This is a genomic window from Haloarcula mannanilytica (genome assembly GCF_005406125.1).
In the GTDB taxonomy this organism is placed as follows: Archaea; Halobacteriota; Halobacteria; order Halobacteriales; family Haloarculaceae; genus Haloarcula; species Haloarcula mannanilytica.
The window spans coordinates 554,548-578,081 of sequence record NZ_BIXZ01000001.1; the positions used below are offsets into that span (position 1 = coordinate 554,548).

Annotated in this window: 27 protein-coding genes and 1 tRNA gene; 17 read left to right on the top strand and 11 right to left on the bottom strand. The window is 64.2% G+C overall.

Annotated features, from left to right (window positions below; translation table 11 throughout):
• Window position 1 precedes the first annotated feature (1 nt).
• Window positions 2–1,081 (bottom strand): metal ABC transporter substrate-binding protein, encoded by a 1,080-nt coding sequence (locus tag Harman_RS02700; RefSeq protein WP_137682278.1) that lies wholly within the window; start codon window positions 1,079–1,081, stop codon window positions 2–4.
• A 157-nt stretch (window positions 1,082–1,238) separates the two neighbouring features.
• Here Harman_RS02700 and Harman_RS02705 point away from each other — a divergent pair, with 157 nt between their 5' ends.
• The 3 genes from Harman_RS02705 (at window position 1,239) to Harman_RS02715 (ending at window position 6,405) form a co-directional block, all read left to right on the top strand.
• On the top strand, window positions 1,239–1,829 hold the full coding sequence (locus Harman_RS02705; RefSeq protein WP_137682279.1) for a winged helix-turn-helix transcriptional regulator: 591 nt from the start codon (window positions 1,239–1,241) through the stop codon (window positions 1,827–1,829).
• 129 nt (window positions 1,830–1,958) lie between these two features.
• The gene (locus Harman_RS02710; RefSeq protein WP_137682280.1) at window positions 1,959–4,598 is read left to right on the top strand and encodes a heavy metal translocating P-type ATPase; all 2,640 of its coding nucleotides are present in this window, start codon (window positions 1,959–1,961) and stop codon (window positions 4,596–4,598) included.
• Window positions 4,599–4,650: 52 nt separating this feature from the next.
• Complete coding sequence (locus tag Harman_RS02715) at window positions 4,651–6,405, top strand: ABC1 kinase family protein (protein ID WP_137682281.1); 1,755 nt, start codon at window positions 4,651–4,653, stop codon at window positions 6,403–6,405.
• Here the strand turns inward: Harman_RS02715 and Harman_RS02720 are convergent.
• Window positions 6,394–6,942, bottom strand: a complete 549-nt coding sequence (locus Harman_RS02720) for a DsrE/DsrF/DrsH-like family protein (protein WP_137682282.1) — start codon at window positions 6,940–6,942, stop codon at window positions 6,394–6,396. The two genes, Harman_RS02715 and Harman_RS02720, sit on opposite strands and share 12 nt — an antisense overlap.
• On the bottom strand, window positions 6,939–7,208 hold the full coding sequence (locus Harman_RS02725) for a sulfurtransferase TusA family protein (protein WP_137682283.1): 270 nt from the start codon (window positions 7,206–7,208) through the stop codon (window positions 6,939–6,941). The genes Harman_RS02720 and Harman_RS02725 overlap by 4 nt, the downstream gene beginning before the upstream one ends.
• A gap of 173 nt (window positions 7,209–7,381) precedes the next feature.
• On the opposite strand from Harman_RS02725, the gene Harman_RS02730 reads away from it, so the two are divergent.
• From Harman_RS02730 to Harman_RS02750, 5 genes are read left to right on the top strand one after another with little or no spacing between them, the layout of a single operon-like run.
• Window positions 7,382–8,572: an MBL fold metallo-hydrolase gene (locus Harman_RS02730; protein WP_137682284.1), complete on the top strand. Its 1,191-nt coding sequence runs from the start codon at window positions 7,382–7,384 to the stop codon at window positions 8,570–8,572.
• A gap of 1 nt (window position 8,573) precedes the next feature.
• The gene (locus Harman_RS02735) at window positions 8,574–9,047 is read left to right on the top strand and encodes a YeeE/YedE family protein (protein WP_137682285.1); all 474 of its coding nucleotides are present in this window, start codon (window positions 8,574–8,576) and stop codon (window positions 9,045–9,047) included.
• The gene (locus Harman_RS02740; RefSeq protein WP_137682286.1) at window positions 9,044–9,508 is read left to right on the top strand and encodes a DUF6691 family protein; all 465 of its coding nucleotides are present in this window, start codon (window positions 9,044–9,046) and stop codon (window positions 9,506–9,508) included. The genes Harman_RS02735 and Harman_RS02740 overlap by 4 nt, the downstream gene beginning before the upstream one ends.
• A gap of 39 nt (window positions 9,509–9,547) precedes the next feature.
• Window positions 9,548–9,937, top strand: a complete 390-nt coding sequence (locus Harman_RS02745) for a helix-turn-helix domain-containing protein (protein WP_137682287.1) — start codon at window positions 9,548–9,550, stop codon at window positions 9,935–9,937.
• Window positions 9,930–10,634, top strand: coding sequence for a DUF2270 domain-containing protein (locus Harman_RS02750; protein WP_137682288.1), 705 nt, complete (start codon window positions 9,930–9,932; stop codon window positions 10,632–10,634). The genes Harman_RS02745 and Harman_RS02750 overlap by 8 nt, the downstream gene beginning before the upstream one ends.
• Window positions 10,635–10,646: 12 nt before the next feature.
• Here Harman_RS02750 and Harman_RS02755 read toward each other — a convergent pair whose 3' ends face one another.
• Entirely contained in the window at window positions 10,647–12,173 is a 1,527-nt protein-coding gene (locus Harman_RS02755) for a cryptochrome/photolyase family protein (RefSeq protein WP_137682289.1), read from the bottom strand.
• 156 nt (window positions 12,174–12,329) lie between these two features.
• Here Harman_RS02755 and Harman_RS02760 point away from each other — a divergent pair, with 156 nt between their 5' ends.
• On the top strand, window positions 12,330–12,899 hold the full coding sequence (locus Harman_RS02760; protein ID WP_137682290.1) for a halocyanin domain-containing protein: 570 nt from the start codon (window positions 12,330–12,332) through the stop codon (window positions 12,897–12,899).
• Between the two features lie 22 nt (window positions 12,900–12,921).
• Here Harman_RS02760 and Harman_RS02765 read toward each other — a convergent pair whose 3' ends face one another.
• Complete coding sequence (locus tag Harman_RS02765) at window positions 12,922–13,224, bottom strand: DUF7521 family protein (RefSeq protein WP_137682291.1); 303 nt, start codon at window positions 13,222–13,224, stop codon at window positions 12,922–12,924.
• Window positions 13,221–13,583 (bottom strand): winged helix-turn-helix domain-containing protein, encoded by a 363-nt coding sequence (locus Harman_RS02770; protein WP_137682292.1) that lies wholly within the window; start codon window positions 13,581–13,583, stop codon window positions 13,221–13,223. The genes Harman_RS02765 and Harman_RS02770 overlap by 4 nt, the downstream gene beginning before the upstream one ends.
• 238 nt (window positions 13,584–13,821) lie before the next feature.
• Between Harman_RS02770 and Harman_RS02775 the strand changes: the two genes are divergently transcribed.
• Window positions 13,822–14,706, top strand: coding sequence for a halocyanin domain-containing protein (locus Harman_RS02775; protein WP_137682293.1), 885 nt, complete (start codon window positions 13,822–13,824; stop codon window positions 14,704–14,706).
• Window positions 14,707–14,732: 26 nt separating this feature from the next.
• On the opposite strand, the gene Harman_RS02780 is transcribed toward Harman_RS02775, so the two are convergent.
• Window positions 14,733–15,506, bottom strand: coding sequence for a fumarylacetoacetate hydrolase family protein (locus Harman_RS02780; protein ID WP_137682294.1), 774 nt, complete (start codon window positions 15,504–15,506; stop codon window positions 14,733–14,735).
• A 162-nt stretch (window positions 15,507–15,668) separates the two neighbouring features.
• On the opposite strand from Harman_RS02780, the gene Harman_RS02785 reads away from it, so the two are divergent.
• The 5 genes from Harman_RS02785 to Harman_RS21920 all read left to right on the top strand — a co-directional run bounded on the left by Harman_RS02785 (window position 15,669) and on the right by Harman_RS21920 (window position 20,046).
• A complete protein-coding gene (locus tag Harman_RS02785; protein WP_137682295.1) occupies window positions 15,669–16,403 on the top strand; it encodes a prephenate dehydrogenase/arogenate dehydrogenase family protein in 735 nt (244 codons plus the stop codon).
• Window positions 16,400–17,854 carry a small ribosomal subunit Rsm22 family protein gene (locus tag Harman_RS02790; RefSeq protein ID WP_137682296.1) on the top strand — a complete coding sequence of 485 codons (1,455 nt, stop codon included), beginning with the start codon at window positions 16,400–16,402 and terminating at the stop codon, window positions 17,852–17,854. The genes Harman_RS02785 and Harman_RS02790 overlap by 4 nt, the downstream gene beginning before the upstream one ends.
• Before the next feature lie 36 nt (window positions 17,855–17,890).
• Window positions 17,891–18,727 carry a 5'/3'-nucleotidase SurE gene (gene surE / locus Harman_RS02795; RefSeq protein ID WP_137682297.1) on the top strand — a complete coding sequence of 279 codons (837 nt, stop codon included), beginning with the start codon at window positions 17,891–17,893 and terminating at the stop codon, window positions 18,725–18,727.
• A 7-nt stretch (window positions 18,728–18,734) separates the two neighbouring features.
• On the top strand, window positions 18,735–19,658 hold the full coding sequence (locus tag Harman_RS02800; RefSeq protein ID WP_137682298.1) for a DMT family transporter: 924 nt from the start codon (window positions 18,735–18,737) through the stop codon (window positions 19,656–19,658).
• A gap of 259 nt (window positions 19,659–19,917) precedes the next feature.
• Window positions 19,918–20,046 (top strand): hypothetical protein, encoded by a 129-nt coding sequence (locus Harman_RS21920; RefSeq protein ID WP_268812786.1) that lies wholly within the window; start codon window positions 19,918–19,920, stop codon window positions 20,044–20,046.
• Between the two features lie 371 nt (window positions 20,047–20,417).
• On the opposite strand, the gene Harman_RS02805 is transcribed toward Harman_RS21920, so the two are convergent.
• The 4 genes from Harman_RS02805 to Harman_RS02820 form a co-directional block, all read right to left on the bottom strand.
• Window positions 20,418–20,816, bottom strand: a complete 399-nt coding sequence (locus Harman_RS02805) for a hypothetical protein (protein ID WP_137683118.1) — start codon at window positions 20,814–20,816, stop codon at window positions 20,418–20,420.
• A 62-nt stretch (window positions 20,817–20,878) separates the two neighbouring features.
• Complete coding sequence (locus Harman_RS02810; RefSeq protein WP_137682299.1) at window positions 20,879–21,691, bottom strand: HD domain-containing protein; 813 nt, start codon at window positions 21,689–21,691, stop codon at window positions 20,879–20,881.
• Between the two features lie 44 nt (window positions 21,692–21,735).
• Complete coding sequence (locus Harman_RS02815) at window positions 21,736–22,203, bottom strand: redoxin domain-containing protein (RefSeq protein WP_137682300.1); 468 nt, start codon at window positions 22,201–22,203, stop codon at window positions 21,736–21,738.
• A gap of 69 nt (window positions 22,204–22,272) precedes the next feature.
• Window positions 22,273–22,518: a hypothetical protein gene (locus tag Harman_RS02820; protein WP_137682301.1), complete on the bottom strand. Its 246-nt coding sequence runs from the start codon at window positions 22,516–22,518 to the stop codon at window positions 22,273–22,275.
• Window positions 22,519–23,105: 587 nt separating this feature from the next.
• On the opposite strand from Harman_RS02820, the gene Harman_RS02825 reads away from it, so the two are divergent.
• Both Harman_RS02825 and Harman_RS02830 read left to right on the top strand, forming a co-directional pair.
• Window positions 23,106–23,345: a twin-arginine translocase TatA/TatE family subunit gene (locus tag Harman_RS02825; RefSeq protein ID WP_137683119.1), complete on the top strand. Its 240-nt coding sequence runs from the start codon at window positions 23,106–23,108 to the stop codon at window positions 23,343–23,345.
• A gap of 76 nt (window positions 23,346–23,421) precedes the next feature.
• Window positions 23,422–23,495: transfer RNA gene (locus Harman_RS02830), tRNA-Arg, on the top strand.
• Window positions 23,496–23,534: the final 39 nt, after the last annotated feature.

Here is a 23,534-nt window from a genome sequence, read left to right on the forward strand (position 1 = left end):
TCTATTCGAAGTTCCGCCATTGCTCGTTCCAGCCCTCGGGACCGGCTTCCTCGGGTGACTTGGTCCCCAGGACGACCTGGAACGTGGGCATGTTGATGTTGTACGCGATTTCCTCGTAGCCCCAGTCGTTCTCGACCCACTCCTCGCGGACGCCGGCGTAGGGCGTCACCGGGTAGTAGGCCTCGACCGGCGTTTCGGCGAGCAACTGTTTTGCTGGCTTCCGGGTCTCGAACACGCCAGCCCCGATGTACCGGATGTCGTTGTCCTCGATGACTGTCTTCGCCTCGGTGATATCCGAGGGCTTCACATCGCCGCTGGCCGCGAGGTTGACCACGAGCGGGCGCATCTGGACACCGTACCGTGATCCGATGTACTGGAAGGCGTTGTGCGCCGCAAGTTGGACGACGTTCCGGTCGGCCCGGTCGAAAATCGCTGCGTAGTCCGCGTCGATTCGGTCGAGGACATCGGATTTGTACGTCTCGGCGTTGTCCCGGAGAGTTTCTTCGGCGTCCGGTGCCAGCGCGACCAGGCCGTCGGCGATGTTGTCGACCGACTGTTTCGCGCGCTGTGGGTCGAGCCAGAAGTGCGGGTCTCTGCCGCGTTTCTCGCCGACTCCTTCCTCGTCGCGGTCCAGGCTCGCCGCGAGCGTTTCGAGTTCGATGCCCTCCCGGACGTTGATAAGGTCTGTATCCACATCGTCGTCTTCGAGCGTCTGAATCGCCCGGTCAGCCCACGGCTGGAAGTCCGGGCCGACGTGGATGAACGCATCCGCGTCGATGATCTCCCGCGTGATGCTCGCGTCCGGCTCCCAGCCGTGGCCGTGCAGGCCGGTCGGGATGAGATTCTTGACTGTTATCGGCGTCCCGCGTGTGACCTCACGAGCGAAGTCGTAGAAACTGAAGAAGGACGCGACCGCGACCGGCCCGTCCGCGCCGCTTGCGCTGTCGTCGCTTGTAGACGCTTCGGCCCCACCGCCGGTCAGGCAGCCGGCGAACCCGGACGCAAGCGCTCCCGCACCGCCAGCGAGTGCCTGCCTGCGGGTGAGTCCTCGCGACGGCTCGCCGTAGGATTCGATATTCATTATGTGTGAATTGCTATCGCAGAAGTATATAGTTGTTAGCATCTAATACTATAATTAGACTAATCTAATCTAGTTCGCTGTTCGGACCCGATACTTCGGACGAACCACAGACACGGGCGGACATAACGCATAAGCCGGCGCTCGAAGTTGGTCCGATATGCCCGGACTCGACGACACCGACCACGAGATTCTCCAACTCCTCCTCGAAGACGCCAGACGGCCCTACAGCGACATCGCTGAGCGGGTGGACCTCTCGCCACCGGCGGTCTCCGACCGCGTCGACCGGCTCTCGGAAATGGGATTGATACAGGGATTTACCGTCGATATCGACCGCTCGCTGCTGCAGGCCGGCGTGCCGGTCCTGATAGAGGTCGATGCGAAACCGGGGCGGGCCGCAGACATCGCGTCGTCGGTCAATGACGCCGACACTGTCGAGCGGGTCTATCGGACCGCCAGCGGCCGAGTGGTTCTGGTGGCGACTGTCCCCCAGTCCGATGCAAGCGAACTCCTGGCCGAACACGTCGACCTCGACGGCGTGGACCGCTACGAGGTCCGGCTAATCGCGGACAGCGAGTGGACCGCCGGGCTGGGCGGGGCGGAGTTCGCGCCCGATTGTGCGGAGTGTGGCAACACAGTCGACGAGGAGGGCGAGCAGCGCACGCTCGACGGTGAGCGGTACTACTTCTGCTGTGGCTCCTGTGCAGAGCGGTTCGTCGATCAGTACGAGTCACTGAAAGACGGGGCCTGAGCTGTGACTATCGCTTTGGATTGATTAGTTCTTAGAAGTCTGCCCTCGGATTCAAACGGAATGTCTGATTTCGCCTTTCGAATTAAAGGGACAAACCGCATGAACGGGGGAGCCGTATAACAAGACAAGATGAGTAACCGGACCACTCGGCTCGAACTGACGGGGATGAGCTGTGCCAACTGCGCGAGCACGATTGAGGAGTCGGTGGGCCAACTCGACGGCGTCGCGTCCGTCGACGCGAACTACGCCACCGACGAGGGGAGCGTCGAGTACGACCCCGACGTGGTGACGCTTTCCGACATCGTCGCCGCCGTTCGAGACGCCGGCTACGACGTGGCGACGGAGACAGTGACCATCGGCATCACAGACATGTCGTGTGCGAACTGCGCAGACACCAACGAGGAGGCGCTCGAAGGGACCGCGGGCGTCATCGAAGCCGACGTGAACTACGCCACCGATGAGGGCCAGGTCACCTACAACCCGGCCGACGTGTCGCGCTCGGACCTCTACGACGCTATCGAGTCCGCCGGCTACACGCCAGTGAGGGAGGACGGTAGTGGCGGAAGCGGCGACGGCGGAAGTGACGGCGACACTGGCAGCGAACAGTCCGGCGCTGACCGCCGCGCCGCCGCGCGAAACGAGGAAACGCGCAGACAACTCCGTCTCACGCTTTTCGGTGCAGTGTTCTCGGCCCCGCTCCTGCTGTTCATGGCCGACCACCTGTTCTCGCTCGGTCTCATCCGTGATACGATTCTGGGAGTGCCACAGGGCTGGGTCGCGTTCGCGCTGGCGACGCCGGTCCAGATGCTGCTTGGCAAGCCCTTCTACGAGAACTCCTACAAGGCGCTGGTCAACAACGGCCGGGCCAACATGGACGTGCTCATCGCGCTTGGTTCCTCGACGGCGTACGTCTATTCCGTGGCCGCGCTGGCCGGGCTCATCGCGAGCACGGGGCTGTACTTCGATACGGCCGCGCTGATTCTCGTGTTCATCACGCTCGGGAACTACCTCGAAGCCCGCTCGAAGAGCCAGGCCGGGGCCGCCATCCAGCAGCTGCTTGAGATGGAGGCCGATACGGCGACGGTCGTCCGCGACGACGGCAGCGAGGAAGAAATCCCGGTCGATGAGGTCGAGGTCGGCGACCGACTGAAAGTCCGACCGGGCGAGAAGATTCCGACGGACGGCGTCGTCGTGGACGGCGACTCGGCGGTCGACGAGTCGATGGTGACTGGCGAGTCCGTCCCGGTCGAGAAAGGCGAGGGCGACGAGGTCATCGGCTCGACGGTGAACCAGAACGGCGTCCTCGAAATCGAGGCGACGAAGGTCGGTTCGGAGACGGCCATCCAGCAGATCGCCGAACGGGTCCGGCAGGCCCAGTCCCGCCAGCCCGACATCCAGAACGTCGCCGACCGCATCTCGGCGTACTTCGTCCCGGCGGTCATCGGCAACGCCGTCCTCTGGGCGGTGCTGTGGGCGTTCGCGCCGGAGACGCTGGCCGCCGTCGTCGACACGCTCCCGCTGTGGGGGCTGGCCGCGGGCGGCCCGGCCGGCGTTGGCGTGAGCGAGTTCGCCGTCGTCGTCTTCGCCTCGGCCGTCCTGATTGCCTGTCCCTGTGCGCTGGGGCTGGCGACGCCCGCCGCGACGATGGTCGGGACGGCTATCGGCGCGCGCAACGGCGTCCTGTTCAAGGGCGGTGACATACTCGAACGCGTCCACGAGGTCGACACCGTCGTCTTCGACAAGACGGGGACGCTGACGAAAGGCGAGATGGAACTCACAGATGTAGAAGTCGTCGGCCCGGCCGCCGACGGCGGAACGCTCAAGCCCGAGCGCGAACTGACCGCGGAGTTCGTCCTCGAAGTCGCCGCCAGCGCCGAACACGCCAGCGAGCATCCGCTGGCCGAGGCCATCGTCGAGGGCGCACGCGACCGCGGCATCGAAGTCGAGGACCCCGAGGCGTTCGAGAACGTCCCCGGCCAGGGCGTGAAAGCGACGACGCGCCACGGCCGCGTTCTCGTCGGCAACCGGAAACTGCTGTCCGAGGCCGGCGTCGACATCGAACCGGCGGAGGACCGGATGGACACGCTCGAACGCGAGGGCAAGACGGCGATGCTGGTCGCACTGGCTGACGAGGCCGAAGAAGACAGCGACGGCGAACCGAACTACCGCCTCATCGGCGTCGTCGCCGACGCCGACACGGTCAAGGAGTCCGCGAAGGCAGCCGTCAGCGGCCTGCGCGAGCGCGGCCTCGGCGTCTGGCTCATCACCGGCGACAACGAGCGTACAGCCCGCGCCGTCGCCGAAGAAGTCGGTATCGACCCCGACAACGTGATGGCCGACGTACTCCCCGAGGACAAGGCCGACGCCGTCGACGAACTCCAGAGCGACGGCGACCAGGCGATGATGGTCGGCGACGGCGTCAACGACGCGCCCGCGCTGGCTGCCGCAAGCGTCGGCTGTGCCATCGGTTCGGGGACCGACGTGGCAATTGAGGCCGGCGACGTGACGCTGCTTCGGGACGACCCCGCGGACGTGGTGAAGGCCATCCGAATCTCCGAGGCGACGCTCCGGAAGATCAAGCAGAACCTCTTCTGGGCGCTCGGGTACAACACCGTGATGATTCCGCTGGCCTCGCTGGGCCTGCTTCAGCCGGCGCTGGCCGCCGCCGCGATGGCTGCCTCGTCCGTGTCTGTGCTCGCAAACAGCCTCGCGTTCCGCCAGTACACCCCGGATTCGGCGTATCGCCTGCTCGGCTTCCTCCGTCGCTGAGCGGGCACCGTCTCCAGCAGACTCATTTGTCGCCGGGCCTCACGTGCCGACAGTGACTGCCGAGGAGCGTGTCGCCGACGAGCCGACGGGACAGCCAGTGTCACAGCCGGCGGGGATCGGCGTCCGACTTCGTGCCCTCTGGCGCGCGCTGGTCATCGTCTGGCAGTTCGTCCCCCTGCTCTGGCAGTGGGGCCGGGACCGGAAGCGGTTCCTCCTGTTCGGTCGGTCTCGCACAGTTGCGCCGGAGACCCGAACCAGGCGCGCACGCTATCTGAAGGACACCTTCGTCGACCTCGGCCCGGCGTTCATCAAATTCGGGCAGATGCTGTCCACGCGGCCCGACGCGCTGCCGCGTGCCTACGTCGAGGTGCTATCAGAGCTACAGGACAACGTCCCGCCGGATGCGTGGGCGACTATCGAACCAGTCATCGAGCAGGAACTCGGCGACGACATCGACGCGCTGTTCGAGGAGTTCGACACGACGGCGATTTCTGGGGCTTCGCTGGGGCAGGTGTACGAAGCGCGGATCGACGGCCAGCGGGTCGCCGTGAAAGTGCTGCGGCCCAACATCAGAACACGCGTCGAGTCCGACCTTCGGGTGCTGTCGACGCTGCTGCCGATACTCACCTACGGCGCGGACCCGGGCCAGGCGTTCACGCTGGAGAACCTCACCGAAGAGTTCGCGGCGACGGTCCGCCGGGAGATGGACTACGGCCACGAAGCGCGGATGCTCCGGGAGATTGGCGACAACTTCGCAAACGACGACGATGTCGCCATCCCGGATGTCGTCCAGAGCCACTCGACGGACCGCGTGCTGACGATGACGTATCTCGACGGGGTGAAAATCGACGACGTGGAGCGGCTGGACGAACTGGGCATCGACCGCCCGGCACTGGTCCGCCGTCTCGAAGAGGCGTACATCCAGATGATCGTCGAGGACGGCCTCTTTCACGCCGACCCCCATCCCGGTAATCTGGCGGTCCAGCCAGACGGGACGCTGGTTTTCTACGATTTCGGGATGACCGGCTATCTCGGCCCCAAAACGCAGGATCAACTGCTTGAGTTCTACGTCGGCCTGGCGACCGACGACGTGGACCGCGTGATGGACGCCTTCGTCGAGATGGGGGCACTGGATCCGATGGCCGACCGCGAGGTGATGCGGGAGGCCTTCGAGATCGTCATCGAGCAGTTCCGCGGCGAGGACATCAGCGAGTACCGCATCGAGCAACTGGTCGGCCAGTTCGAGACGCAACTGTACGAGTTCCCGATGCGCTTGCCTCAAGACCTCGCGCTGGTGGTCCGCGTGACGACGGTGCTTGAGGGTGTCTGTCGCACACTCGACCCCGACTTTGACTTCATCGAGATAATTTCGGAGTACGTGATGGAGCAGGGCGCTGGTGAGGATGTCAAAGAGCAGATCAAGACGGAAATTCAGGAGACCGTCACGGACGCGACCCGGTCGGCAGTGCGGACCGCGCCGAAGTTGGAGGACGCACTCGACCGTGCCGAGCGGGAGGAACTGCTCGTCAAAACGGTACTGAAAGACAGCGACGGGCTGAGCCGGGTGCTCGCCAAGCGGCTCCTGCTCGGTATCGTCGCCAGCGCCGGAATCCCGCTGAGTGCGTATCTCTACACGGTGGACGGCATCCAGGCGGCCGGACTCGCGCTCGGCGGGAGCGCCGCAGTGCTCGGAGTTCTCGCGTGGTCGTTCCGGCGGCGCAGCGGGCCGGCGCTGTCGACGCCACAGTTCACCCGCCACGAGATGCAACAGCGGCAGGCGGCCGACACACCCGAATTAGACGAGTAACTGGATGTCGGCGTCGGCCATGTGTTCAAGCGCTGTTGCCGCACCCACACCGGTCGTGACGCCGTCGTAGAACACGTCGGTATCGTAGTCGAACAGCTCAGTCGTCATCTCACAGGCCTGCAAGTCGACGCCCATATCGAGTGCTGTGTCGATGAGTTCCTCGATAGTCGGCGTCCCGTTAGCGTCGATTTCTCTGTTCATGTACCAGGTAGTCAGCGAGTCACCGCCGGGGAGCGCCCCGAGAATGTTTGGCATGGGCAGGCTGGGGTTGCCGACGGCGCTGACCTGAAGCTCGCGTGAGCGCTTCTCGTGGAGGATGTCCAGCGCCCAGAAGGTGTGAAACACCGTCACGTCCCAGCCGAAAGCGGCGGCCGTGCTCGCCAGGATGAGCGGTGGGTAGGCCATGTCGAGTGAGCCTTTCGTCGCGATGATCGTCATCCGCGTCGGCTCGTCTGCACCCAGCGCCGCTACCTCGGATTCCAGGTCGGCCACGCGCTGTTCGAGCGACTGCTCGGGCGTCGCCGCGTCGCTGCTCATGCGTCCACCCGCTCGATGCGATGGTGATAGACCGTCGTCCCGTCGTCTTCGGATTCGGTCTGTTCGCGCAGTACGACGGAATCGAGCGTCGATGCCCAGCCCGCGATGTCACTGACGCTGCCGGCATCGGTTGCCAGGACTTCCAGCACCTCGCCGACTGCAAGGTCGTCGACGGCCTGTTTCGTTTTGACCACGGGCATCGGGCACGACGCTCCCGTCACGTCTAGCGTCTTCGCAACAGCCAGTTCGTCGTTGTTGGTTGCCATTGGATTGTACTCACAACACAATATATTGTACAATCGAATAAGCTCTTCGGATTGTAAAGCGTTATTTGGGCCTTTTTGTGGGTCTGAGAAAGGGTGGCGTTCGATACTATTGTATATTTTGCACAATTCTATCAAAGGCCTTTTGTACGTCTGGCGGCTACAGGGCGTACAGAATGACCGACAAACCGTTCGAGATTCCGGAGACAGTCGAGACGATTGCGCCAGCGGCACTGGCTCAAAAACTCGCAGATGGCGAACCGATTGGTATCCTGGACACGCGTTCGCCGGATTCGGTGGACGACTGGCGAATCGACGGACCGGATGTCGAGTTCGCGAACGTCCCGTATTACGAGTTCCTTGACGACGTGACGGCGGACAGTCTCGCCGCACTCCCGGATACGCGGCCGCTGTACACGGTCTGTGCCAAAGGGGAGTCCAGTCGGTTCGTGGCTGACCGTCTCGACAATGCCGGGGTCGATGGTGTCGTCGCCGTAGCGGACGGCATGGAAGGCTGGGAGCGTGTTCTCACCTCGACGGTGCTCGATGTCGAAACGGCCGCGACAGTCGTCCAGTTCCACCGGCCCGCATCGGGGTGTCTCTCCTATCTCGTCGTTTCCGGAGACGAGGCGGTCGTCGTCGACCCGCTCCGGGCTTTCGCTGCCGATTACGTCGCGGCCGCAGAGGACCACGGAGCGGACCTGGTCGCCGCAGTTGACACACACGTCCACGCGGACCACATCAGCGGAGTCCGCGCGCTCCAGCGCGACCACGGCGTTACGGCGATGGTTCCCGACAGCGCGGTCCAGCGGGGCATCGACTACGACGGTCCCTACCGGACGATTGGCGACGGGGAAACAGTCTCGGTCGGATCGGTCGCCATCGAGGCAGTCCACACGCCCGGCCACACCAGCGGGATGACCTCGTTCCTGGTCGAGGACACGGTGTTGCTGACCGGCGACGGGCTGTTCGTCGACAGCGTCGCTCGGCCGGATCTAGAGGACGGGGCCGACGGCGCACCGGCTGCCGCCGGGCAGTTGTACGAAACACTGCAGGAGCGTGTCCTCGCGCTGCCCGAAGCCACCATCGTTGCACCGGGACACGCGAGCGAGGGGACGACGCGCGCGGCCGACGGCAGTTTCACGGCCACGCTGGGCGACCTCGTGGACTCGCTGGACGTGCTCACGCTGGACCGTGAGGGGTTCGTCGAGCGCGTGCTTCGTGACATGCCGCCGCGGCCGACCAACTACGAGGAGATAATCGCCACGAACCTGGGCCAGCGCCGGGTCGCCGACGACCTGGTCGCCGAACTGGAGCGTGGGCCGAACAACTGCGCGGCCAGCGCCGACACTATGCAGGGGGACTGAGATGGGGCCAGAGACCCTGCTCCCGAACGGTATTGCCCACTACCTCCTCGGTGGCTTACTCATCGGCGCTGGGACGGTCGTCATCTACGGGGCGACGGGCATCACCGCCGGCGCGAGCACGTTCCTCGAATCGACGCTCTCGTACGTCTCGGGTCTCCCCCGGTTTCAGCAGTTCCGCTTCACTGCGACCCGCGACTGGCGGGTCGTGTTCACGCTGGGCATCGTCCTCGGCGGCGCGCTGTACGGCCTCGCGTTCGGTGAGTTCGGCTGGACGACGGACGTACAGTGGTGGCGGCTGCTCGGCGGGGGCGTCCTCGTCGGCATCGGCACGCGAGTGGGCAAGGGGTGTACCTCGGGCCACGGCGTCTGTGGCGTCGGCTCCCTCTCAGAGGCGTCGCTGCTCAATGTCAGCGTCTTCGTGAGCATCGCGGTCGGTACGGCTCTGACCGTGCAAGCACTGGGGGTGTCGCCGTGAGCGACAGCGGTCGCCACCCGCTGTTCCTCCCCGCAATACTTGTCGGTGGCGTCGTGTTCGGCTTCGGCCTCGGTCTCAGCCAGATGTACCGGCCGGAGGTCGTCCTCCGGTTCCTCCAGCTTTCGGACCTCGGCCTCCTGTTCGTCATGGGTGGAGCGAGTCTGGTCGCCGGGACGGCGTTCACAGTTTTGAGCCGAACGGGCCGCCGTGCTCCGCTAACGGGGACCGAATTCGGCAAACGGCTGAAGACGCTGGATCGGAACATCGTCCTCGGCGGCGGGATATTCGGTGTCGGCTGGGGGCTCTCGGGAATCTGCCCGGGGGCGGCGTACGCCAGCCTCGGTGTCGGCAACCTTCCCATCCTCTATGGCGTTCTCGGGATGTTCGTTGGCGCGTACCTGCAGGGCTATATTCGGTCGCTGTCGAGCGGGGCCGGCCACCCAACGGAGGAAGCGGCGTGAGCGACACCACTATCAGCGACCCGTGGGGAGAATTCCGATATGCCTGAGCCGATTCGCACGATGCTGTCTGAGGAGTTCGAGTGCGACTACCTGCTTGAGTGCTTCCACGACCTCACCGACCTCGACCGGGCCTGTTTCGAGCGCCTCGTCGAGACTGACGAGCCGGTGACTGTGGACGAACTCGCGGAGCAGGTCGAGCGCGAGCGGACGACCGTCTACCGGTCACTGCAGCGCCTCCTCGACGCAGACCTCGTCGTTCAAGAGCAGGTCAGCGGCGAGGGCAGCGGCTACCACCACGTCTACGACGCCGCCGACCCCGACGAGGTGGCCGACCAGATGCAACGGGAACTCAACGACTACTACGCGATGATGGGCCAGCTCATCAGCGACTTCCGCCGGAAGTTCGGGGAGCGCGTCGAAGATGACTGACGACCAGTTCACGCCGGACGGCGAACGAGAGCGCCGACTCGGTGCAGGTCTGTTCGAGCGGGAGATGGGACCCAGTTCGTCGATGGCCCACCTCTATCGGGGCGAGGTCCACCGGATGACCCGCTGGCGGGAGCGACTCGACCGCACGACGAACTGGGCCGTGACCGTCATCGCCGCCATCCTCACATGGGCCTTTTCCGACCCGGGAAACCCCCACTATCTCATCCTCGTCGGACTCATTACGCTGGCGGCGTTCCTGGGTATCGAGGCCCACCGCTACCGTGGGTTCGACGTGTGGCGCTCCCGGGTCAGGCTCATCCAGCAGAACGTCTGGGCACAGGGACTCGATCCGAGCAGCGATGTCGAAGACCACGCCTGGCGAGAGAAGCTACGGGCGGATTACAACCAGCCAACGCTGAAAGTACCCTTCGAAGAAGCGCTGGCCCATCGGCTCAGGCGTGTCTACCTCGCGCTGGTCTCGGTCGTGGCGGCCGCGTGGCTCATCCGCGTGACCGCCTTCGCCGAGTCGGGACCGTGGCCGGCGAGCGCGAGTATCGGTATGGTCCCCGGAACGGTGGTCACCGTGGCTGTCGCGCTCACCTATCTGGGAGCGGTCATCATCGCTGTTCGCCCCCGGACCTGGCACTCGCGGTCGGAACTCCGCGAGTACGTCGTCAACGACTGGGTGGACGAATGAATCACGGGAGCGTCAAAGTTCGCCAGTCTCGGCCAGCTCCCGGATTTCTGTGGCCCGCTCGCGGATTTCATCGAGTTCCTCGTCGCCCTTATTGTCGACGTGGCTGTACATCAGCCCCATCCGGTGGTTCGACCGGAGGCTGTCCTCGTTGCGGTCCAGAAAGTCCCAGTACAGCGCGTTGAACGGACAGGCCCCCTCGCCGGTCGTCTTCGTCTTGTAGTAGGGACAGCCCGAGCAATAGTCGCTCATCTTGTCGACGTAATTAGCCGACGAGGCGTAGGGCTTGGTGGCAAATACGCCCGCACCGTACAGCCCCATCTCGACGACGTTCGGGGTCGTCACCCAGTGGAAGGCATCGACGTAGCTGGCGTGGAACCACTGATTGAGCTGGACCGGCTCGACGCCGTAGATGAGCCCGAAATTGGCAAGGACCATCAGCCGCTCGATGTGATGGGAGTAGCCCCGCTTCCGGACGCCGTCGACCACGTCAGAGAGACAGGCCATGTCGGTGTCACCGTCCCAGTAGAATTCAGGCAGGGGCTCGCTCGCGCCGAGCTGGTTCGCCTCAGCCAGAGCAGGCATCTCTCGGCGGTAGACGTGCCGGAGGAACTCGCGCCAGCCAAGGACCTGCCGGACGAACCCCTCGACGCTGTGCAGGGGCGCATCACCGTCCTCGTAGGCGGCGATAGCCCGTTCGATGACCTCAGCGGGACCCAGGAGACCGAGATTCAGCGACGTGGAGAGCAGGCTGTGGCTCATGGCCCACTCCGCGCCCAGCATGGCGTCCTGGTATGGTCCGAATTCGGCCAGCCGCTCCTCGATGAAGTGATCCAAAGCCTGGACGGCCTGCCGGCGGGTGACCGGCCAGCGGAACGGCTCGGGATCGGCCCAGTCGCCGCCGTACGGGCGCTGGTCGTAGCCGCCCTCGAACGTCTCTTCGACCCACTCGATAACCGCCTGAGTCACGCTGTCCGGTTCGAACTCCCGGGGTTCCGCTGGTGTCCACCCATCGGGTGGGGTCTCCCGGTTCTGGTCGTCGTAGTTCCACTCCCCGCCAACCGGGTCGCCGTCAGTCATCAGATACCCCGTCTCGCGGCGCATGAACCGGTAGAAGTCTTCGTGGCGGTAGCGGCCGTCGCCCGCCCAGTCGTCGAACTGGGCCGGTGAGCACAGAAACCGCTCGTCGGGAACGAACTCGACAGTGCCACCGGCCTCAGTCACCAGCGATTCGAGCCGGTTCCGTGCGGACTCGGTCTGTGGTCGGTGCGTCACGAGCGTGTCGTCCGGATTGGAATCGAAGTGTGCGACCAGTCCGTCCTCGAAGGTCGCTACCTGGCGGTAGTGGACCCTCCGGCCGTCCGCCCGCAGGTCCTCCCTGAAATGCCGCATCGCGCTGAACAGCAGGACCAGTTTGTGTGGATGGTACGGCAGCTTCCGAGCGAACGACTTCGCCTCTATCAGGAGTACGGACTCGTCGGGCCGGCGAGCGACGGGACCGGCCCGCCGGGTGAGATGGTCGCCACGGAGCCAAACAGTCATCTATCAACAGACACTCCCATTGGGCAGTATGGGGCCTATCCGCATCAATCCCGGACCGAACTGTGTCGGTGCGGAGCGATACAAACCCCAATTATTGTTCCCAGCTAAACGACAGAAACGACTTCCTTATAAGTACCCAGTCATAACTCTAGCTGCATGACAGACGACCTCGACAGGCGGACGTTCATCCGCACGACGGCGGCCGTATCAGGCGCTGGACTACTCGCTGGCTGTGGCGGGTCCGGCGGCGATGGCGGAAGTAGCGGTGACGGCGATAGCGGCTCTGACGGCGGCGACACCGAGATGGAAACCACCGAACCTGCGGAGGAGACCACCGAGAGCAGCGGTGGGATGGAGACCGCTGAAGCACCGAGCGAGGTCGCGGACTACGTCGGCGATTCGTCGAACTTCGACGGCGCTATGGTCGTGATGACTGACCAGGACGAGGTGACAGTTGCCGTCGGGGCCGAAGGCAACGGCGGGGCGTTCGCGTTCGATCCGCCAGCCGTGCAAGTCTCGACCGGAACGACGGTCGTCTGGGAGTGGACCGGCGAAGGGGCCGGCCACAACGTCGTCTCCGAGGGCGACGGCCCGCTTGACTCTGGATCGGCTGTCTCAGAGGAAGGGACCACCTACGAGTACACGTTCGAAGAAACCGGTACCTACCTCTACAACTGTGTGCCCCACGTCGCGCTGGGGATGAAAGGCGCAGTCGTCGTCGAATAACCCGACAGTTAGCGGCCAGTTTTTATCGTTTTAGTAGCGTTGAGCGACTGGTAACGTACAGCGAGTACGCGATGACAGCGAAACCGACTGCGGTAAGCGCGTTCTCGAAGATCAGTGCAGCGTTGGTAGGCAGGCCAAACAGTTGGTCCGCGATACCAGCGATGAGCGACCCGACAGTGATGGTCGCGAAACCGACGGCGAGATACGTGAGTCCGGTTGCCCTCGTTTTCAACGCCGCGCGGGCGGCAAAGTAGGTGATGAGCCCGCCGAGCAACACCGTGACGGTCTTGAATCCGATGACGATGAGTGGAATGTCTCCGTTCATAGTTCCTCGCTGACGCGAGACCACAGGTGCGCGAGCCGGTCGCTCGGCCGCTCCTCGGCCGGCAGGACATCGACATCGAACGCGCCGTCACCGTCGATGCCGACGAACACCCCGTCACAGTCCCGGACGTACGCGGTCGCGTGATGGCCGTCGGCGCGCACCTCCGTCTCCTCGGCGACCAGGTCGGCCTCGCTCAGTTGTTCGAGCTTCCGGTACGTGCTTGTCTGGGGCAGGTCACAGATCGAGGCGACCTCTTTGGCTGGCAGCGGCTCGTCAAGTACCCTGAGTATGTCGCGACAGTCAGGGTCGGCGAGGGCGTCAAACAGCGCCTGTGTCTCGCTCGCGTCGTTGTGTGCCACGGAGGGACCCTCTCAGGGGGACAGCCGGAGTGGTTCTGGGTTCGATTCCGATGTGACGGCGCAGCGACGTGAATCCTGTGGGTTACCGTTGCCCCGGCGTTTGTCGATACCCGGACCCCAGTACCCGACCGATGTCGAGAACATAAAACACCGTTAGATAAAGGGCGATTGTTCGTTTCCAGAATCTGGAAAGGGGACACCCCCTTTTCTATCCCGGAATGACAACGGCTAGCGTGCCATGCGACCGCCCTCCACTCGCAGACAGTTCCTCGTTAGCACAGGCCTAACAGCACTCGCCGCCACCGCTGGCTGCGTCTCTTCGGGCAGTACTGGTTCAGCAGGCGAGAACGGGACCGAAACTACCACCACAACACCCACGGAGACGGCGACACCGTCATCAACACCCGAGTCCCTCGACAACTGGCTTTCCGACGCCAACGGCTACGACGGTGAGCCATACCGCTACGGGCCGGCCGCCAGACCGACGATTATGGTCGGTGCGGAGACTGACGAAGGACTAGCGTTCGACCCGCCAGTCTTCGAGGTCCCGCCGGAAACGTATGTCCGATGGGACTGGACCGGACACGGCGGCCAACAGAACGTGGTCGCTCTGGACGGCACCTTTGACAGCGGCCGGACGAACGCCCAGCCCGGGACTCAGTATCACTTCGTCTTCGAGGAGACCGGCGAGTACCGCTACGTCTCCGAGCCACACCGCGATGACGGCATGAAAGGCGCAGTTATCGTCAAAGAGCCCCCAAAATCGGGCAATTCAAAAGTCGACGAGTGGCTCGCACATGCGAGTAACTTCGACGGCAGCATCAGTGACCGCACCGATACTGCCACCGCGACTGTAACCGCCGGAGCGGAAGGCAACGGCGGTCAGTTCGCATTCGACCCGCCAGCATTGAAAATTACGACCGGAACGACCGTCCGCTGGGACTGGACCGGAAAAGGCGGCCCACACAACATCGTCTCCAGAGGTGACGGGCCGCTCGACTCGGACCTCGTCGTCGATGAGGGAAGCGCCTACGAGCACACCTTCGAGAAGACCGGAACCTATCTGTACTCCTGTAAACCACACGAGGGACTTGGAATGAGAGGGACAGTCGTCGTAGAGTAGCCCGCAGAAGTCGTCGCGTCGGCCCGTTATGGAATCTTGACGCTGTGTTTGAGCGTCCCGATTCCTTCGATTTCGATTTCGACCTCGTCGCCGTCCTCCATCGGCCCGACACCCTCGGGCGTTCCAGTGGCGATGACATCGCCCGGTTCGAGGGTCATGTACGACGTGATCTCCGCGATGAGTTCCGGAACCGAGAAGATGAGATGCTCGCGGGAGGAGGACTGTTTCGTCTCGCCGTTCAGTCGGAGTTCGATGCTGGCGTCCTCGGGGACGTGCTCCGGCGTGGCGACGAGCGGGCCGATAGGACAGGCGTTGTCGAAGGCCTTCCCGCGGACCCAGTTTTGCTCAATCTCTTGGTCGTCGCGGTTCGAGATGTCGTTGACGCAGGTGTACCCCGCCACGACATCCATCGCGCCCGACTCGCTGACGTTCCGGCACTGCTCGCCGATGACGACGCCGAGTTCGGCCTCGTAGTCGATGCGCTCTTTCCCCGAGGGCAGCGTGAGGTGCTTGCCATGCGAGGCGACGGCGTTGGGAGCCTTCAGGAACAGCATCGGCCTGTCCGGGAGGTCCGAGTCCATCTCCTCGGCGTGGTCGGCGTAGTTGCGCCCGATACAGACGACTTTCGTCGGCTCACAGGGCGGGAGAATGTCCACCTCGTCGGGGTCGTAGGACTCGTCGCCAAAGGCGATGCGGCCGTACGGTCCGGCGGCGGCGGTGACGACCGGCTCGCCGTCCTCGACGGTCCAGCGACCGCCGCGGACGTTCCCCGCGGTATCACGGAATCGAACGCGCTTCATGTCATCGTTCTCTCAGGGCCGACAGATAAGCGTTTAGGAGGGGAAACCGGACCGTAGCAGGCTGTTCGACGGCTGTCTACCTGCGAATCGTCACCTGCGGTGGCCCGACCGTCGGGTACGTGACCGAACGGCTTTTGAGACGGGCCGGGCTACGCTGGGCCGATGAACGTTCTCGTCGTCGGTGCCGGCGCGATGGGCCGGTGGTTCGCGCGCACAGTCCGGACCCACGCCGACGCGTCCGTCGCCTTCACCGATGTCGACCGGTCGGCCGCCGAAGCCGCCGCCGACGCGGTCGGCGGGCGCGCCGTCGCCAGCGACGCCAGTGAGACTTTCGACGTGGTCTGTATTGCGGTGCCGATGCCCGTCGCCGAGACGGCCATCGAGAAGTTCGCGCCGCTGGCCACGGGCGCAATCGTCGACGTGACGGGGAGCATGGCCGGCCCCATCGCCGCAATGCGGGACGTCGTACCCGACGGCCAGCGGCTGAGTCTGCATCCGCTGTTTGCCCCCGAGAACGCGCCCGGGAACGTCGCCGTCGTCGCCGACGCAGCAGGACCCGAGGCCGACGCCGTGGTCGACGCACTCGCCGAGGCCGGGAACAACTGCTTCGAAACGACGGCGGCGGAACACGACGAGGCCATGGAGACCGTCCAGGCCAGCGCCCATGCGGCCGTCCTCGCGTTCGCAATGGCCGCCGCCGACGTGCCTGACAGGTTCCAGACACCGATCTCGGCGGGCCTGTTCGACCTCGTCGAACAGGTCACCGGCGGCGACCCGCGGGTGTATGCAGATATTCAGGACGCCTTCGATGGCGCGGACGCGGTCGCCGACGCCGCCCGGCAGATTGCCGACGCCGACGCGGACACCTTCGAACAGCTGTACGAGCAACTCTCATGAATCAGGAAACCCGCACGCAGATACGCGAGAACGCGCAGTACCTCCGGAACGTCCGGCCGCTTGACCCCGAGGAGTTACAGGAGTACGTCGAGGGCCAGCCCCACCCCGCCGTCGTGAAGCAGGTGCTCCGGGAGGAGGCGTTCGACCTGGGCATCGTCGAGCAGGATGACGGGACCTTCGTTCCGGCACCAGAAGGCCGCCTCTCGGTAGCGTTCGATGGCGTCGAGCGGTTCCCCGACCGCTACGAACAGCAGGTCATGGACCTGCTGACAGAGTGGGGCGGCCCGGACTGGCACAGTGGCGAGCGCGGGGACGAACTACGGGAGCGTATCCGCGACATCAAGGAACGCTACCTCCAGGGCCAGGCCGTCGAGTACGACGAACTGACGGCGCTTGGCTACGCCGTTTACCACCTCCCCGACTACTACGCCGTGGCGAAGTACGTCCTCGCGGACCTCGCCGCGGACGGCCTGCTCCCGTCCCAGCTCCGCGTGCTGGACGTGGGGGCCGGCGTCGGAGGCCCGGCGCTCGCACTGCGGGACCTGCTGCCCGACGACGCCCTGCTTGACTACCACGCCGTCGAACCCAGCGCCGCCGCGGACGTGCTTGAACACCTGCTGGAGGACAGCGGCCAGAACATCCGCTGGGAGATTCACCGGGCGCTCGCCGAGGAGTTCGAGCCGTCGTCGCCGCTCGGTGGCGACGACAGCGGTGGCGGTGCCGACGACGGCACCGACGAGGGGTACGACCTCATCATCTTCGGCAACGTCCTCAGCGAACTCGACGACGCGGCCGCGACCCTCTATCGGTACGTCGAGTCGCTGGCCGACGACGGAACGTTGCTGGCGCTGGCCCCTGCCGACCGCAACACGGCGATACAGCTCCGGAAAGTCGAGCGTGAAGTGGCGGATGGCGGCCCGGCGACGGTGTACGGGCCGACGGTGCGACTCTGGCCCCACCAGTCCCCCGACAGCGAGTCGTGGTCGTTCGACCGCAAGCCCGACATCGAGGTGCCGACGATGCAACAGCGCCTCGACGACCCCGCTGGCGGGACCGGCGAGTTCGTCAACACGGACGTACAGTACGCCTACAGCGTCCTGCGGACGGACGGCAAGCGAAAACACGACGTGACGCCGGACCGGGGCATCCACGCGCCGATGGCCGACGCCGAGAACTACGTCACCGACCGGGTGAATTTCCTGGGTGTGAAACTCAGCCACGACCTCGCCGAACGCGAGGGTACGAACCCGCTGTATCTGCTGGGCGACGGCAGTCAGCAGGTCGACCACTTCGCTGTCCTCACCGAGTCGTCGATACTGAACGAAGACCTCCGGAAAGCCGACTACGGCGACCTGCTGTCCTTCGAGAACGCCTTGGTGCTGTGGAACGACGACGAGGAAGCCTACAACGTCGTCGTCGACGGCGAGACGGTCGTCGACCGAGCCCGCTAGCGGTGGGCTTTTCTCGCCGACGACCTGACGGAGCGTATGGACGAGCCGACGATTCTGCTGACGAACGACGACGGCATCGAGAGCGCCGGCCTCCGGGCGCTGTACGACGGTCTCTCGACAGTCGGCGACGTGACCGCGGTCGCCCCGGCGAAAGACCAGAGCGCGGTCGGTCGGGCTATTTCCCACGAAGTGACCGTCCACGAGCACGAGCTCGGCTACGCCGTCGAGGGGACGCCGTCGGACTGCGTCGTGGCGGGACTCGAAGCGCTCGTCACCGATACCGACCTCGTCGTCGCGGGCTGTAACCGCGGGGCGAACCTCGGCGCGTACGTGCTGGGCCGCTCGGGCACCGTCAGCGCCGCCGTGGAGGCCACCTTCTTCGATGTGCCGGCGATTGCCGTCTCGATGTACATCCCGGTCCGCGAGGACGCCGCGTTTTCGGATATCGAAGCCAACGGCGACAGCTACGGCGAGGCCGCACGGGCGACGACGTATCTCGCCGACCACGCCGTCGACGCCGGCGTGTTCGAGCAGTGTGACTACCTGAACGTTAACGCGCCCGTCGCTGAGTGGGGCGAAGCGCCGATGTCGGTCACGCGCCCCTCGCACCTCTACGAGATGGACGCCGTCCGGGAGGATGACGCCGTGACGCTCCACGACCGCATCTGGGAGCACATGGCCGAGGGCGACATCCCGGACCCCGAGGGGACCGACCGCCGGGCCGTCGTCGACGGACAGGTCAGCGTCTCGCCGCTGACCGCGCCACACACGACGGAACACCACGAGGCCCTTGACGCCCTCGCCGAAACGTACGAGCCGGGAGACGACGAAGCGGCGGACGACGAGTCAGCCGACGGCGAGGCGGCCGACTGAGTCGTCGATGCGGTTCCGCAACGCCATCCTCTTCGTCGCGCTCGCCGTCGCGTGGGGCAGCGCCTTCACCGCCATCAAAGCCGGCCTGGAGTACTTCCCGCCGGTCCTGTTCGCGGCGTTCCGGTACGACCTCGCCGGCCTGCTGATGCTGGGGTATGCCGTGTACGCCACAGACCAGTGGGTCCCCCGGAGTCGGGCCGACTGGATCGTCGTGGGTATCGGTGGTTCGCTCCTGATCGCGGCGTATCACATCTTCCTGTTCATCGGCGAACAGGAGACCACCAGCGCCGCCGCCGCAATCGTGGTGAGCCTCTCGCCGATTCTGACGACCGGGTTCGCCCGGGCATTCCTCCCGGACGAGCGGCTCACGCCGCTTGGCATCGTCGGTCTGCTCGTCGGTTTCGTCGGCGTCGGCGTCCTCAGCAACCCCGACCCGAGCAATCTGTTGGACCCACGGACAGTGTCGCTGTTCCTGGTGTTTCTCGCGGCCACGTCGTTTGCGCTCGGGAGCGTGTTGACCCGGCGGTTCGACGACGACCTCGAAATCGAGACGATGGAGGCGTGGTCGATGCTGCTGGGGGCGGTTCTCATGCACGGCGTCAGCGTCGGTCTCTCCGAGTCAGTCGCCGACGTGCAGTGGACAATTGAGGCGGGACTGGCCCTGCTGTATCTGGTCGTCGTCGCCAGCGCGCTGGGGTTCCTGATTTACTTCGACCTGCTGGAACGGCTCGGCCCCATCGAAATCAACCTCGTCTCCTATGCCGCGCCGGTCGTCGCCGCCGTGACCGGTCTCCTCTTCCTCGGTGAGCGGCCGACGGTCTTCACTGGCGTCGGGTTCGGCTGTATCCTCGTCGGGTTCGCGCTCCTGAAACGGGACGCGCTGCGGGACGAGGTCGCGCGGTTCAACGGGACGCCAAATCGTAGCGATTGAGCTCAGTCGCCGTGGTCCTCCGTTACAGACACGTCCCGGAGGAACGCAGCAATGTCGTCCCCGTCGGCACCGAGTCCAACAACTTGTGCACGGTTACCGCCGACCACAAACAGCGCACCCACAGTTTGTCGAAGAAGTAGCGTAGGGACCGACTTACGCCGTTCCGAGCGACTATCGAAGGGTCAATCTATCGTTTCACATTGGATCCATCTTCGGTACAGTACGATTAATTAAATATTAGCAGGTCGTTTAACAAGTCATGCTTGGGAGTGGGGTCCCGTCGATACTGGTCTGGCTGGTGGTGGGCTGGCTGTTCGCAATCGGTCTGTTCATGGCGCTGCTGTACGCGTCCGGCAAGCGGGACCGCCGCAAGCAGGCCCGCGCGTAATCGGGGCAGAGTTGCCGGGACAGTGGCGTCTGACGTTCGGCTGACGGCCCCATCGAAACCACCGCGCAGTCGTGCGGTTTTCACTTCCGCCATGGATTGCCCGGTTATATGTCTCTCTGGCCCATTGCCGAAACACATGATCAAGCGATTACGCCAGGTCGTGGGGACTCGACAGCCGTCGCATCTGGAATGTCGACAGTGTGGGACCACTCTCGAAACGGGTGGGGCGACCTGTCCGGCCTGTGGCTCCGGCGATATCGTGCAGTACGACCTTTGATCGGAACGACGGGTCAGTTCCCAATGTTTGCGAGGGTGGTACGGGTATGTTTTCTCGGCTATCGCCGCAATGACGAAAAGACGAGATGCAGAGCTTACTGCTCGACGGATTCCCACACGTCAGATGAAATCTTCGCCTTCGGATTGTCGGGATGTGTTACCGTCAGTCGGTCCCCGGATTCGATAGCGATGAGATCGACGGTGTTGCTCTCCGCGTGATTCCGCGTCGGGTACGTAAACGGCCGTGACCGCGTCGGAAGGTCACTTATCGGCGGGCACTCCGGCGGCGCGACGACATCGTCAGCGAATCCATCGGTGTGGATCTTCGATTGTGGCTTGTCTCGACCACGTGTATCGAGCCACTGGAGACATCGCTCCCCAATCGAAGTAGTCTCAATGGCTGAGCGCACGCGATGCCTGGCCCGTTCCAGAAGCGAGGGTGACGGCACGTCGCCGTCGTCCGTCCTGCCTCGGGCACCCCGTGGCTCATCCATGGGTGTGAGACTCATGGGCACAGCTAGGGAACCCCGGTACAAAACCGTTGTGTCGGTCCGTCTCAGAGCTCGATTCGCTCGACGATCTGGTTGCCGTCTTCCCGGGTGTTGAGCGCGACGATGCGGACGTACTCCTCTAGCCCGGAATCGGTGAGCTTAGCCTTCAGGAGGTTGTCGACTTGATAGACGCCGGCCGCGTTGTTCATCGCGATTTCAACGAGGACGGGATAGTCATCGCCGGGGCTCAGCGTCACCGTCTCGATAGCCTGGCTGGAAACGGTGTCGATGCCGCGGCCGCCGCGCTTGTAGGGGATGCGCGAGCGACCCCGTTCCATGTCCAGCGCGTCGGCGACGCGCACGACGCCGGCTTCCAGCGTCAGCGGGTTTTCCTCCGTGTGGTGACAGAGAATCGCGTGTAACACCTCGCCTTTCACCTGAACGGCCTGTCGAACGTCGTAGAACTCATCGAGCAGGTCATCAAGGATATCGGCCGCGAGCGGAATCGAATAGTACGGGTGTGCATCGCGGTGGACGACGTGGCCGATGTCGTGCAGCGTCGCCGCAAGCCCGATAATGACGGCCTCGTCGGCCTCGTCGAGCCCGTGGTCGGCCGCGCCGTTGAACTCGACGCCGCCCTGTTTGAGGAGGTCATACAGGCACAGCGCTCGGTTCCGGACGATGCCGATGTGTTTTGCGCCATGGTCGTTGTATCGCTTGCGCGCAACGGGATTGACGTTCTGGGCTTCGAGATACGCCTGGATCTCCTCGTCAGACGTGACGGTGTCGAGGACTGCGTTCAGCCGCCCGTCCGGGAACGCGTGGTCCTCATCGGGGTCATAGATACGGCCGCTGGTGTCGTCTCGGTCAACGCTCATACCACAACCCAGACAACCCACGGCGAAAAATCCCCCCGGCGCGGTCAGGTGGCGGCGTCGATGACCTCGTCGTAGTCCGGTTCGACGCCGGGGTCGTCGCTGACCCAGGCGTACGTGACTTCCCGGTTCTCGTCGACAACGAAGACGGCTCGCTTGGCCACGTTCGGCACGCCGAGTGCCTCGAAATCCATCGAGATGTCGTAGGCGTCGACGATCTCACGGCCGGCGTCGCTGAGGAGGTCGAACTCGATCCCGAGTTCGTCCCGGAACGCGTTCTGTGCGAACGGCGTGTCGATACTGACGCCGTACAGCGTCGTCCCCGCCTCAGTGAGCTCGTCGAGTCGGTCCTGGAACGTGTTTAGCTCGTGACTACAGACGCTTGTGAACGCGCCCGGGAAGAACGCGAGGACAATCGGTCCGTCTCCGATCTCCTCGGACAGCGTTATCTCATCGATGTCGCCGTTTGCGACCGGTGCAGTGAAATCTGGTGCGTCGTCTCCGACTGAGACCATACTGGCGACCTGTACCCTGTCCGGTAAAACCCTTTCCGACGCGGTCGAGAGCTGGTGTTTTTTCCCCGGTTAAAACTGCGCGAACTTCGCCGTCACTTCGTCGATCCACTCTGGGAGCTCGCGGTCCGCAAGCGTGCCATCCGCGTCACGAGTTGTGACGACATCTGCGATTTCTCCCTCGCGCGTGATATCGAGCCGCCAAACGCCATCGGCTTCGATATCGACTCTGACGACATCCTCTCCGACGGGTTTGATCGGTCGAACCGTTACCTCTTCCCCGCTTCTGACTTCCATCGTGTGACTCTCAGCCGGCATTTGGTATCCCTGAGCACCCGACAGTAGTTATATCTCCGGGCAAGGCAGTGTTTCGCCCACGCTGTACTCGGTAAGCTGTGGTTTAACAAACGTATAATAAATTGACACTACTGCATAGACAGTACTGCGGGTGCGAACCCGTGTGCGGACAACAGAAGTCATGTACCGGACAGCTACCAGCTATCGGCCTGTTCCCATAGACACGTAGCGGCCTGTCTGTCAATTGCAGTGTCAAGCCAGGGACACCGTACGGCCAGGGACACGGTGTCTCGTTGCCCCCTCTACACCACATCCCACTCCCCCCGTTCCGGGCTTCGCCGTCGGTTCCCGGCGAGCCCGGTTCTGCGGCCGTGGACGATTGGTGCTTCCCGTCATAGACCGTCACTGCACGTTTCTCGCCGGCCTAGTCGTCGGAAGCGGTTCAAAACCCGGCGACGGGACTGGTGCGGCACTGAAATGCTGTAGCGCAGGTCCCGAGAGTAGCGAAACGCCTGGCAGCCCCTCCTGAAGGAGGCAAAAAGGTTATAATAGCAACCACGTAACCTTCGGATACAATGTCAGCGACAATCGGAATACTGTTCCCGGGGATGCCCGGGACGACGGAGATGATGGTCATCCTCCTCATCGCCGTCCTGCTGTTCGGTGCGAACAAGATTCCAAAGTTAGCACGGTCGACCGGCGAAGCCATGGGCGAGTTCCAGAAGGGGCGCGAAGAAGTCGAGCAAGAGCTTGAAGAGATGCGTGAGGGCGGCACTAAAGAGGGAACCGACGCATCCACCGTGGACTCGGCCGAGTCGACCGAGACGGCGACGGAAACCGAGACGTAACTGGACCACTTCTCCGTTTTCAGCGCTCTGTAGTGATAACGAAAGGGCTTTTCGCCGATCCATCGACCATCCGGTAGGGCGTGTGGCCTAGTGGACCAGGGCGAGGGGTTCCTAACCCCTAGAACGCGGGTTCGAATCCCGCCACGCCCGCTTCGTGGTTTCTCGTGTCCGCTCGAAACACACTCGCGG

What these genes read in the sequence shown, in the direction of transcription:
- Harman_RS02815 (WP_137682300.1), bottom strand. Translation starts at nt 22,203, where the DNA reads ATGGTCTCAGTCGGAGACGACGCACCAGATTTCACTGCACCGGTCGCA.
- Harman_RS02780 (WP_137682294.1), bottom strand. Translation starts at nt 15,506, where the DNA reads ATGAAGCGCGTTCGATTCCGTGATACCGCGGGGAACGTCCGCGGCGGT.
- Harman_RS02800 (WP_137682298.1), top strand. Translation starts at nt 18,735, where the DNA reads ATGCGGTTCCGCAACGCCATCCTCTTCGTCGCGCTCGCCGTCGCGTGG.
- Harman_RS02745 (WP_137682287.1), top strand. Translation starts at nt 9,548, where the DNA reads ATGCCTGAGCCGATTCGCACGATGCTGTCTGAGGAGTTCGAGTGCGAC.
- Harman_RS02785 (WP_137682295.1), top strand. Translation starts at nt 15,669, where the DNA reads ATGAACGTTCTCGTCGTCGGTGCCGGCGCGATGGGCCGGTGGTTCGCG.
- Harman_RS02760 (WP_137682290.1), top strand. Translation starts at nt 12,330, where the DNA reads ATGACAGACGACCTCGACAGGCGGACGTTCATCCGCACGACGGCGGCC.
- Harman_RS02710 (WP_137682280.1), top strand. Translation starts at nt 1,959, where the DNA reads ATGAGTAACCGGACCACTCGGCTCGAACTGACGGGGATGAGCTGTGCC.
- Harman_RS02775 (WP_137682293.1), top strand. Translation starts at nt 13,822, where the DNA reads ATGCGACCGCCCTCCACTCGCAGACAGTTCCTCGTTAGCACAGGCCTA.
- Harman_RS02725 (WP_137682283.1), bottom strand. Translation starts at nt 7,208, where the DNA reads ATGGCAACCAACAACGACGAACTGGCTGTTGCGAAGACGCTAGACGTG.
- Harman_RS02730 (WP_137682284.1), top strand. Translation starts at nt 7,382, where the DNA reads ATGACCGACAAACCGTTCGAGATTCCGGAGACAGTCGAGACGATTGCG.
- Harman_RS02700 (WP_137682278.1), bottom strand. Translation starts at nt 1,081, where the DNA reads ATGAATATCGAATCCTACGGCGAGCCGTCGCGAGGACTCACCCGCAGG.
- Harman_RS02720 (WP_137682282.1), bottom strand. Translation starts at nt 6,942, where the DNA reads ATGAGCAGCGACGCGGCGACGCCCGAGCAGTCGCTCGAACAGCGCGTG.
- Harman_RS02705 (WP_137682279.1), top strand. Translation starts at nt 1,239, where the DNA reads ATGCCCGGACTCGACGACACCGACCACGAGATTCTCCAACTCCTCCTC.
- Harman_RS02735 (WP_137682285.1), top strand. Translation starts at nt 8,574, where the DNA reads ATGGGGCCAGAGACCCTGCTCCCGAACGGTATTGCCCACTACCTCCTC.
- Harman_RS02810 (WP_137682299.1), bottom strand. Translation starts at nt 21,691, where the DNA reads ATGAGCGTTGACCGAGACGACACCAGCGGCCGTATCTATGACCCCGAT.
- Harman_RS02750 (WP_137682288.1), top strand. Translation starts at nt 9,930, where the DNA reads ATGACTGACGACCAGTTCACGCCGGACGGCGAACGAGAGCGCCGACTC.
- Harman_RS21920 (WP_268812786.1), top strand. Translation starts at nt 19,918, where the DNA reads ATGCTTGGGAGTGGGGTCCCGTCGATACTGGTCTGGCTGGTGGTGGGC.
- Harman_RS02790 (WP_137682296.1), top strand. Translation starts at nt 16,400, where the DNA reads ATGAATCAGGAAACCCGCACGCAGATACGCGAGAACGCGCAGTACCTC.
- Harman_RS02820 (WP_137682301.1), bottom strand. Translation starts at nt 22,518, where the DNA reads ATGCCGGCTGAGAGTCACACGATGGAAGTCAGAAGCGGGGAAGAGGTA.
- Harman_RS02805 (WP_137683118.1), bottom strand. Translation starts at nt 20,816, where the DNA reads ATGGATGAGCCACGGGGTGCCCGAGGCAGGACGGACGACGGCGACGTG.
- Harman_RS02755 (WP_137682289.1), bottom strand. Translation starts at nt 12,173, where the DNA reads ATGACTGTTTGGCTCCGTGGCGACCATCTCACCCGGCGGGCCGGTCCC.
- surE (WP_137682297.1), top strand. Translation starts at nt 17,891, where the DNA reads ATGGACGAGCCGACGATTCTGCTGACGAACGACGACGGCATCGAGAGC.
- Harman_RS02825 (WP_137683119.1), top strand. Translation starts at nt 23,106, where the DNA reads ATGCCCGGGACGACGGAGATGATGGTCATCCTCCTCATCGCCGTCCTG.
- Harman_RS02765 (WP_137682291.1), bottom strand. Translation starts at nt 13,224, where the DNA reads ATGAACGGAGACATTCCACTCATCGTCATCGGATTCAAGACCGTCACG.